Source organism: Peptoniphilus sp. SGI.035 (assembly GCF_050315115.1).
In the GTDB taxonomy this organism is placed as follows: domain Bacteria; phylum Bacillota; class Clostridia; order Tissierellales; family Peptoniphilaceae; genus Peptoniphilus_A.
In genome coordinates this window covers 1-10,086 of record NZ_JBNPOJ010000031.1, presented here as the reverse complement: position 1 = coordinate 10,086, position 10,086 = coordinate 1, and the positions used below count along the sequence as shown (strand labels likewise).

At 30.6% G+C, this 10,086-nt stretch carries 10 protein-coding genes and 1 other annotated feature; of the genes, 1 reads left to right on the top strand and 9 read right to left on the bottom strand.

What is annotated here, in order from left to right:
• Positions 1 to 50 precede the first annotated feature (50 nt).
• Genes ACQRC6_RS09360 through ACQRC6_RS09320 form a run of 9 tightly spaced genes read right to left on the bottom strand, consistent with a single transcriptional unit; the run spans position 51 to position 8,271 of the window.
• On the bottom strand, positions 51 to 1,883 hold the full coding sequence (locus ACQRC6_RS09360) for a helicase HerA domain-containing protein (protein ID WP_427848681.1): 1,833 nt from the start codon (positions 1,881 to 1,883) through the stop codon (positions 51 to 53).
• An 8-nt stretch (positions 1,884 to 1,891) separates the two neighbouring features.
• On the bottom strand, positions 1,892 to 2,836 hold the full coding sequence (locus ACQRC6_RS09355) for a DNA double-strand break repair nuclease NurA (protein ID WP_427848680.1): 945 nt from the start codon (positions 2,834 to 2,836) through the stop codon (positions 1,892 to 1,894).
• Positions 2,833 to 3,627 carry a 16S rRNA (cytidine(1402)-2'-O)-methyltransferase gene (gene rsmI / locus ACQRC6_RS09350; RefSeq protein WP_427848679.1) on the bottom strand — a complete coding sequence of 265 codons (795 nt, stop codon included), beginning with the start codon at positions 3,625 to 3,627 and terminating at the stop codon, positions 2,833 to 2,835. The genes ACQRC6_RS09355 and rsmI overlap by 4 nt, the downstream gene beginning before the upstream one ends.
• Positions 3,624 to 4,313 carry a tRNA1(Val) (adenine(37)-N6)-methyltransferase gene (locus ACQRC6_RS09345; protein ID WP_427848678.1) on the bottom strand — a complete coding sequence of 230 codons (690 nt, stop codon included), beginning with the start codon at positions 4,311 to 4,313 and terminating at the stop codon, positions 3,624 to 3,626. Before ACQRC6_RS09345 ends, rsmI begins: the two co-directional genes overlap by 4 nt.
• Positions 4,310 to 5,485, bottom strand: coding sequence for a CapA family protein (locus ACQRC6_RS09340; protein ID WP_427848677.1), 1,176 nt, complete (start codon positions 5,483 to 5,485; stop codon positions 4,310 to 4,312). Before ACQRC6_RS09340 ends, ACQRC6_RS09345 begins: the two co-directional genes overlap by 4 nt.
• On the bottom strand, positions 5,482 to 6,093 hold the full coding sequence (locus ACQRC6_RS09335; RefSeq protein ID WP_427848676.1) for an epoxyqueuosine reductase QueH: 612 nt from the start codon (positions 6,091 to 6,093) through the stop codon (positions 5,482 to 5,484). Before ACQRC6_RS09335 ends, ACQRC6_RS09340 begins: the two co-directional genes overlap by 4 nt.
• A 38-nt stretch (positions 6,094 to 6,131) precedes the next feature.
• Positions 6,132 to 6,890, bottom strand: coding sequence for a prolipoprotein diacylglyceryl transferase (gene lgt, locus ACQRC6_RS09330; RefSeq protein ID WP_320850468.1), 759 nt, complete (start codon positions 6,888 to 6,890; stop codon positions 6,132 to 6,134).
• Positions 6,887 to 7,546, bottom strand: coding sequence for a deoxyribose-phosphate aldolase (deoC, locus tag ACQRC6_RS09325; RefSeq protein ID WP_427848675.1), 660 nt, complete (start codon positions 7,544 to 7,546; stop codon positions 6,887 to 6,889). Before deoC ends, lgt begins: the two co-directional genes overlap by 4 nt.
• A complete protein-coding gene (locus ACQRC6_RS09320) occupies positions 7,546 to 8,271 on the bottom strand; it encodes a YebC/PmpR family DNA-binding transcriptional regulator (protein ID WP_427848674.1) in 726 nt (241 codons plus the stop codon). The genes deoC and ACQRC6_RS09320 overlap by 1 nt, the downstream gene beginning before the upstream one ends.
• A gap of 171 nt (positions 8,272 to 8,442) precedes the next feature.
• Positions 8,443 to 8,684, top strand: a binding site (T-box leader).
• An 88-nt stretch (positions 8,685 to 8,772) separates the two neighbouring features.
• Between ACQRC6_RS09320 and ACQRC6_RS09315 the strand changes: the two genes are divergently transcribed.
• Positions 8,773 to 10,053 carry an O-acetylhomoserine aminocarboxypropyltransferase/cysteine synthase family protein gene (locus tag ACQRC6_RS09315; protein ID WP_427848673.1) on the top strand — a complete coding sequence of 427 codons (1,281 nt, stop codon included), beginning with the start codon at positions 8,773 to 8,775 and terminating at the stop codon, positions 10,051 to 10,053.
• Positions 10,054 to 10,086: the final 33 nt, after the last annotated feature.

The window sequence follows — 10,086 nt, the reverse complement described above, 5'->3', positions numbered from 1 at the left end:
AAAATAAATAATAAAAATGAAGAACCGACCCTAATTTAAGGTCAGTTCTTCTATTTAATCTTATACATTTCTGTTAAGAAATTATCTTCTTTTTCAATAAAATCTCTTTCGCACAATTCATCTAACTTATTTTTAAATTCATCATAGGATAAATTCTCTCCAGACTTTTTATTGTAATTAACTAAAGCTATATTTAAACTTGTTGCATCAATTGGAAGTAAATCCTTTATGTCAATAAAAAACTTTTCAAAAGTTTCCTTTTCGTGGCCATCTAACTCATCAAAAGGATTTTCCGTGTGAGGTGAAACTGTATTTGCAGCTCTAATTCTAACAAAAGATGTGCGTCCTTTTTTTGCAGAAGAAATAAACACATCTCCTGAACTTAAATAAGGAAGTCTTTTTGTTTCGTCAACGGAAAGATCTGTTTCCTCTTTAATTGTATCAATATCTGAAGCTCTTACAGTTCTAAAAATCAATTTTGTGTTTAATTGAGCAGTAATTGTTTCATCTAATAATGTGGGTCTTTGAGTTGCAAGAATTAAAAAGACTCCGTACTTTCTCCCCTCTTGAGAAATTTCACGCAAAATACTCTTTGATGGAGTGTCAAAACCCTTTGGAGCAAAATTATGCGCCTCGTCAGTAATAATTACAAAGGGTGGAAAATAATCAACTTTAACATTTCTTCTGTAAAGTTCATCTCTGTATTCCTTCCTTAAATAATATAATTTAGCTAAAAGATAAGTTGAAAACACATTTATCATTCTCGTTGATCCTTGAAGTACAACTAATTTTCTTCTCTTTAATAAATCTAAAAGCTCATCAATATTGTGAGAGAAAATTCCCTCGTTTTGAAGATTTATAAGTCTCCACAAAACTCCACGCACACTCATTGAATTACAAGTTTTGTCATATCTTTCATATATATCTAATACTTCTTCAAGTCGATTCATTCTAGTTATGTCTGGCTCGGCTGCAATTTCAGATAATATTTTATCTCTTGAACCAATCTCTTGACCTTCCAAAAGCATATCTAATTTGTTTTTAAAAGATTCGAAACTTGAGCCCTTTGCTAGCATTATGTCAATTACATTTTTCATGGAATCTGTGAGCGGTGATGCTGCGTTCAAAAGATTTTTTAAATCTCGCTTTTGCAATTCTTGAAATTTTATTCCCGTTTGCAATCCTATTTCAAGACATCTAAATTTGTCGCTGTAGTTTTTATTTGAAATTTCAGAATTATTTGAAAAATCCATTTCGTAATGAGGATCCATTACAATTGCAGGGACACCCATTTCCATTAATTCCTCTAAGATAACTCTAAGACCAAAGGATTTACCACTTCCAGATCCGCCAAAAACTCCTATGTGAGGATATTGATGCATAGATTTATAATCAAATAAATAAGGAAGTTCTCTTTGTTTTAAATATTCGTTGTTTTCAAAGGTGCTAAAAAGATTTTTATAAACATCATCCATTCCTTTAGCAATATTGTCAGTATTTTTTATTGAGCCGAGAACTAAAGAATTATTTGGCATTGTATCAATTAATAAATTTTTGATTTCATAAAATTCTGGCGCTCTCAAATCACTTCCAGTAAGGGGTGGATAAAGTAACTCTTCAAAAAATCTTAGTTTTGCTATATAAACTGTTTCTTCTCCAACATCGTAGCCCATGGAATCAAGAGATGACAATACATCGTTATCTACAAAATCTCCTCCAATATCAAGAGGAATAAATCTGTTAAAAGTTTTTGAGTCGACAACTTCTCCAATAATATCGCCTTGAACTGGATCTTCAACTATTAAAAACTCGTTGTTTCGAAAGTTTTTTTCCTTTGAACCAATATATACTTCCCTTGTTGTAGTAACACCAAGTACTTTCATTTTTCCTCCTATAAAGATCTCTTATCTCTTTCAGAAATAAAAAATCGTTCATAAACATCCCTATCCAAATATTCTTCTAAAAGCATTTCTAATATTTCATCAGTAATTTTTACATCCTTATCTACAATGTCAAGCCAAAGAGGTACTCCTCTCGATGACATTGGAGTTAAAGTATAAATTAAATTGCAAATTTCCACTAAATAATCTTCTTGCGTATCTAAAATATCAACGCCAATTGCTCCAGGAAATCTTGAAGTTCTCATAAATGCAGATGAAAATCCTTCTCCCATTCCATCTTTAATAAATTTTTTATTTATTTCATTTTTTATTAAAATTGCTTCGCCAGTGTTAAGTCTATTGAATAAAATTTCTCTATCATAAATACTTTCGTCAAGTTCAAGACTTCTTGCAATAACATTGGTCTTTATATCCTTTATCACACCAAAGAGAATTATATTTTTTCTTTCGCAACATTCTCGAAGCTCCTTAAACAATTCCAAGCAATTGATTTTATACCTAATAAATCCTCCGTCCATCATTAAATAATCAAAATCATATTTGTCTATGTATTCAAGAGCAGTTTCAATTTCAATGGTTGCCAAAAATTTTTGTGAAAGATTTTTATCGTCGTAAATTGAATTTAAAGTAGGCGTATAGACCTTTGTCTTATAAACTTCGTTGCCATCAGTTGACTTTGCAAGTCCTTGGAAAATTTCGATAAAATGCGGAAAAGCACCTCCAGACCTATTGTTTGAACCGTCAACTCCAACAGTTTTTTTGTATTTGGAAATTTCGTCTTTTTTAAACTTTTCCATTTTTATAATTTTTCCAACGTCTTCATTTATTTTTTCTCTAAATTCACTATTGTTTATTTTAAATACAAAGTCGTACTTATCTCTCAAATTAATATTTACATTCTTTATTTGTCCCTCAAGTTCCTTTAAATCTATCATAAATCCAAACTCTCCTTGTAAACGTCATTTTTTGGAATATTATATTTTTTTGAAATTTCTTTCACAGCTTGAGATTTTTTTACGCCTTTTTTTAATTCTTCCTCTAAGAGTTTTCTTATATTATAATTTTTTTCTTCGTTATTACCTTCTAGGCAAATTACAAATTCTCCCTTTTCAGTAATATCTTCATCAATAACTTTTGAAGTTGTGGATCTAATAGTTTCTTCAAAGACTTTTGTTATTTCACGTGAAATAGAAATTTTTCTCTCGCCAAAAACTTCGTAGACATCTTGTAAAAAATCTTTAATTCTATGAGGTGCTTCATAAAAAATAAGTGTAAATTTTAAATCCTTTAAAGATTCAAATTCTTTTTTTCTTGCAGAAGACTTATTTGAAGTAAATCCATAAAATGTAAAATGATCTGTATCGAGCCCTGATAAAACTAAGGCAGTAAGTGCAGCGTTGGCACCTGGCAAAACTCTAAAACCAATTTTTTCTTCAATTAATTTTCTCACAAGTATTGCCCCAGGATCACTTATTCCAGGCATACCTGCATCTGTTACAAGGGCGATGTCCCTATCAGCAATGTTTTCAATTATTTTAGCAGACATTTCAGATTCGTTAAACTTATGATAAGTTCGCAACTCTGCCTTTATGTCATAATGATTTAAAAGTTTTACTGTAACTCTCTTGTCCTCAGCAAAAATTATATCAACAGATTTTAAAATTTCAATTGTCCTAAGTGTAATATCCCCTAAGTTTCCAATTGGCGTTGGACAAAAATAAATCACAATAATACCTCATTTCTATAAACTTTTTTCATCTCTTCAGAATAATCCAATCCACTTCTTATATAAAAATCTCTAAAATCATTTCCAAAATTTGCTTGCTTTATAGCAATAATTATTGTTGTTTTTGCTTTTTTATTTTTATTTCCGTGGATGTTTATTATGTTTTTAACTCTAAGTCCCGCACTATTTATATTATATATCACTTCTGCAAGTCTATAAGTTGGGTAAATCATATAGAGAGTTCCAGAATTTTTTAAAAGATAATTTACTATGTAAAGGCTTCCTTCTATATCAAAAAAATGCTTTGCATCAATAGTTTCAAACTTAATATTTTTGAAATCATAATATGGTGGGTTGAAAATTACTGCATCAAAAAAATTTGTGTTATAAAATTTTTTCAAATTAAAAATATCTTCCTTTAATAAATTTATTTTCTCCTCTAATCTATTAAAAGAAATAGAATTCTTAAATAATTCCAAAGCATTTTTGTTTTTGTCAATAGCATGAATTTCATGAAATCTATCACATACCCTCAAAGACAAAATTCCAGTGCCGCATCCAAGATCTATGGCTCTCTTTCCACTTTTTACAAAAGAAGACAAAATCAAGGCGTCAGTAGTGTACTTAAATTCTTCATCATCTTGAAAAATAATATAATTTGTTCCTGAAACTTCATCTTTTTTCATATTTCACCCTTTAAAACTTTCATAGCCTCATTGTATTTTAATTCTGCTTTGTTTTTTAATTCGGAGTTAGTAACATCACTTAGTTTTCCTCCAGTTACAATGTCTTCTAACTTTACTATATCGTAATTTAATTTGCCATTTGCTCTATATCTATTGACAAAAGTCGGATAAACACCATAAGACTTTAGTTTTGTTTCTCCATTTATATTATCTTTTTCAATTATAAGTTTTATTAATGCTCCTGTGTCAACACCAGGTTTGTTTAAATTTTCCATTCTTTGATTTGAAAGAGCATTTCCCATTGAATAAATCGTAAAATATTTTTTATTATTTTTTTCCTCTATTTCATATTTTTGCAAAACATGTGGATGGGACCCCAGAATAATATCTGCACCATATTCTTGAAGTCTATTTTTTAAATTAACTTGCCTCTCATTTGGAATTAATTGGTATTCATTCCCCCAGTGAGCATAAACTATCACAATATCAGAATTATTTTTTAAATTTTCAATATCTGCCTCAACATTTTGTGCAAAAGTATTAACATAATATTCTCTACCACGTATTAATGAGTCCATTCCATTTAATGTGTCTGTAAAAGAAATTAGTCCTATTTTTATTCCATTTTTTTCAATAATTATTCCCTTGTCTCCATCTTCTGCAAGTGTTCCAAAAGAATTCATTCCACTTTCTTTTATGTGAGAGATAGTTTCTAAAACCCCCTCAGTTCCAGTATCTAGTGCATGGTTATTTGCAGTTGATATTGCATCAAATCCTGCATTTTTTAAGGAATAAATAGTTTCCTTAGGATAATTAAAAAGAGGAAATCCTGATAATTTTCTATTTGAATTTACTGAGCCTTCAAAATTTGCAATTGCAATATCTGCCTCATTAATGTCTGTTGAAATATTTGTAAAAATTGGTGTGAAGTCGTAAGATTCATTAGTTTTATAGTTCTTTACAATTGGTTGATGAAAAATCATGTCGCCCATTGCAAGAATTTTCACTTCAGACTTGTCCTCTTTTTTTATTTGTTCTTCATTTGCATTTTTTAATTTAAAAGTTTTATTTCCATTACTTGCAAAGTTAAAATTATTGTTATGAGAAATATAGAGTACAAGTCCCAAAGTAAATACAATGACTATAAAGAAAATATTTTTTAAATTTTTCAATCTTCACCTCTGCTAAATTCGCAACCACAGTAATCTTGTCTGTACATATTAAATTTATCAGTTAGCTCTACTGATCTTTTAAAACCATTTTTCTTTTTAAAATCTGAATATAAATATTTTACTTTATATTCCTCAGAAACAAATTTTCCAAGTCGATTTAAAATTTGAGAATCTTTATGAGGAGAAATAGAAAGAGTTGTTGTAAAGTAATCGTAATTGTTTTTTGCTGCATACTCTGCTGTCTTTTCAAGTCTTTGTCTATAACATCGAAAACATCTTGCTCCACCTTCTTTATAATTTTCAAATCCTTTTATATAATTTAAAAATTCATTGTGATTGTACTTTACGACTTTAACATCAATTTCCTCGTTGAGTCCTAAATCCTCAACAAGTTTAATTTGTTCATTAGACCTTCTGTAAAATTCATCTTCACTGTCAATATTAGGATTGTAATAAAAAACGTCAATGTCAAAGTAATCGCAAATTCTCTCTAAAACTGCAGAGGAACAAGGGCCACAACAAGAGTGTAAAAGAAGGCTAGGCTTTTTTTCTCTTTCAATTTTTTTTATTATTTTTTCCATTTCTAAATTGTAATTAATTTTATTCAAAATATCACCTAAAAAATTAGACTAGTTGCCTAGTCCAATTAATTTACATTCTTTTGTCTACTCTTAGCTATAATTCTAATAGATATACCTAAAATTATTATAGCAATGCTCACGAGTTGAGAAACTCTAAAAATTCCAATATAAAGTGAATCAGTTCTCATTCCTTCAATGAAAAATCTCGCAATTCCATAAACTATCATATAAAAAGAAATAAGTTCTCCTTCAAATTTCTGCTTTTTAGAAAGATAAAAATATAAAAACAAAAATATTGAAAAATTAACAATTGATTCATAAAAAAATGTTGGATGAACCCATTGACCATCGACTAAAATTGCCCAAGGTACATCTGTAACACCACCATGAGCTTCGCCATTAATGTAATTTCCCCATCTTCCAATGGACTGTGCAAGTGCTAGACCAGGAGCAACACAGTCAAGTAAAGTTAGTACTTTTACTTTTTTATGCTTACAGAAAAAATATATAGTAAGTCCACCTGCAATTATTCCACCGTAAATTGCAAGTCCTCCATTTCGGATGGCAAAAATTTCGTCTAAGTGTTTGCTGTAATATTCCCACTCAAAAAGCACATAATAAAGTCTTGCGCCAAGGACTCCAATTAATACAGCAAAAATAGAAACATCAGTTGAAATATCCTTATAAAGACCATATTTATAGTTTTTCTTCTCAGCCATCTTTTCTGTAATAAAAATTGCAAAAAAAACACCAATAGCTATTAAAATTCCGTACCACTTTACTTCAAGTCCAAAAATTGTAAAGGCAACGGGATTTATTCTCATAATAATTTGCTCTCCTTATAAATCGCAACTCCCGCAGAAACTCCAAGTCTGTCAGCTCCATTATTTATCATTTCTATTGCCTTTTTATAATCTCTTATTCCACCACTTGCTTTAACTTTTACTCTATCTGATACAGAATCCTTCATTAATTTAACATCTTCTGAATTTGCACCAGAAGTCGAAAAACCAGTTGAAGTTTTTACAAAATCTGCACCAGCTCTATCTGATAATTCACAAGCTTTTTTTATTTCATCTTTTGTAAGAAGGCAGTTTTCTAAAATTACCTTTAAAATTTTACTATTATCATGACAAATTTTTGCAATTTCTCTTATTTCATCTTCAACTTCCGTAAATTTTTTTGATTTGATATAGCCAATATTAATAACCATGTCGATTTCGTCTGCACCATTTTCAATTGCGTTTTTTGTTTCAAACAATTTAGTTTCTAAAGTATTTGCCCCCAAAGGAAAACCGATTACAGTACAAACTTTTACACTGCTATTTTTTAACATTTCTGCACATTTTTTTACCCAAATTGGATTTACGCATACTGAAAAGAAATTGTATTCTATAGCTTCCCTTACAATTTCCTCAATTTGCCCTTCAGTTGATTCTGGTTTTAACAATGTGTGGTCAATAATTCTGTTGATTTCCATTAATCTCTCTCCCAAGATGTATACACATCAGTTACATCATCATTATCTTCCAGTGCATCAATTAATTTATCCATATTTTTAATATCTTCTTCATCAGTTAACTCAGTAGTAGTTTGTGGAATATAAGTTATTTCTGATTCAATAAAAGAATGTCCTGCATCTTCTAATGCTTTTCTAACATCAATATAATCTTCAGGTGCAGTTATAATTTCAAAGGCTTCTCCTCTGTCAATTACATCTTCTGCTCCTGCATCAATTGCAGTAAGAGTAAATTCATCTTCATCAAGTCCTTCTTTAAGGACTCCAAGAGATCCTTTTTTATCAAACATAAAAGACACACAACCAGGTTGACCAAGATTTCCACTATATTTATCAAATAAATGTCTAACATCTGGTGCAGTTCTATTTCTATTGTCTGTTAAACAATTTACCATTACAGCAACTCCACCTGGACCATAACCTTCATATACAATTTCTTCAAAGTTAGCGTCGTTTTCTCCACCGCCAGCTTTAGCAATTGCTCTATCTATGTTATCATTAGGCATATTTTCTGCCTTAGCTTTATCGATTGCTACCTTAAGAGATGGATTGTAATCTGGATCAAGTCCACCTTCCTTAGCAGCAACAGTTATTTGTCTTGCAAGTTTGGTAAAAATTTTACCTTTTTTTGCATCTTCTTTACCCTTTTTATTTTTAATATTATTCCATTTAGAATGTCCTGACATTTAATCACCTTTCTATATAAATCGCCATTTTTAGCTTTTTTATTATTATATTACAAAGCTTCTAATATCGTCAATAGTTAGACTTTTCTTTTGTATGAGTCAATACTTAATTTATTGTAAAAAATTTAAAAATTCACTTGACAAAATATTTTTTTCCATTTACAATTCTATGCATAGACTTTGAAGAGGAGAGTACATTGTAAAAGTTTTTACAGAGAGATTTCATAGGGTGAAAGAAATCAAAATGGATACTTTGGAACATGGCCTTGGAGTCATCGCACCGAGACAATTGTTTAGACTGCGACAGGTATGCCTGTTATAGCGTTCGGAGTATGTTGGTACTCTATGAGGTTATTTTAGCGATAAAATAATAAAAAAAGGTGGTAACACGAAGCATAGCTTTCGTCCTTTATGGACGGGAGCTTTTTTTATTGTTATAAAGTTTTAAAATAAAAATTAAAATCCTTTTGAGCTGCCGACAAAAAATTTTAGGAGGATAAAATGACAAAGAAAAATTTAGGAACATTATGTGTACAAGCAGGTTATGAACCAAAAAATGGCGAACCAAGAGTTGTGCCAATAATTCAATCAACTACTTTTAAATACGATTCATCAGAACAAATGGGCAATCTTTTCGACTTAAAGGAAGCAGGCTATTTTTATACAAGACTTGCAAACCCAACTAATGATGCTGTTGCAAAAAAAATTGCAGCCCTTGAAGGTGGAGTTGCTGGAATTTTAACTTCATCAGGACAAGCCGCAAACTTCTATGCACTTTTAAATATATTAAAAGCAGGCGACCACATAATTGCTTCATCAGCAATTTATGGCGGAACATACAATTTAATTGCTCACACAATGAAAGATTTAGGCATTGAATCAACTTTTGTTGACCCTGCAATTTCACTTGAAGATTTAAACAAAGATTTTAAGAAAAACACAAAGGCAATCTTCGGCGAAACTCTTTCCAACCCATCCCTAAAAGTTTTAGATATAGAAACTTTCGCAAAGGCTGCACATGACCATGGTGTTCCACTAATAGTTGATAACACCTTCCCTACGCCAATTTTTTTAAGACCAATTGAATGGGGTGCAGACATTGTTACTCACTCCACTACAAAATATATGAATGGATTCGCAAATTCTGTTGGCGGTGCAGTTGTTGATTCTGGAAACTTTGATTGGTCAAAGTACAAGGACAAATTTCCAGGACTTACTGAACCTGATGAAACTTATCACGGAGTAATTTATACTGAAACCTTTGGCAAAGGTGCTTATATAACAAAAATGACAACGACATTAATGAGAGATCTAGGAAGTATTCCTTCTCCTCAAAATTCTTTTTATTTGGGAATTGGCCTTGAAACATTGCATCTTAGAATGCCAAGACATTATGAAAATGCACTTGCCGTTGCAAAATTTTTAGAAAGTAATGAGAAAATCTCTTGGGTAAGTTTTTCTGCATTAGAAAAGGACTCACAACACGAACTTGCAAAAAAATATCTTCCCGATGGATCTTGTGGCGTAATCTCCTTTGGAGTTAAAGGTGGCAGAGAAGCCGCAACAAAATTTATGGATAGCCTAAAACTTGCAGCAGTTGTAACACATGTTGCCGATTCAAGAACTTGTGTACTACACCCTGCAAGTACAACTCATAGGCAAATGAATGAGGAAGAACTTACACAAGCAGGTATTAGTTCTGACTTAATAAGAATGAGTGTTGGCATCGAAGATGTTGAAGATATAATAGATGATATTAAACAAGCACTAGAATCAATTTAATTTTATTAATTATTTCACATTTAATTCTAAAAA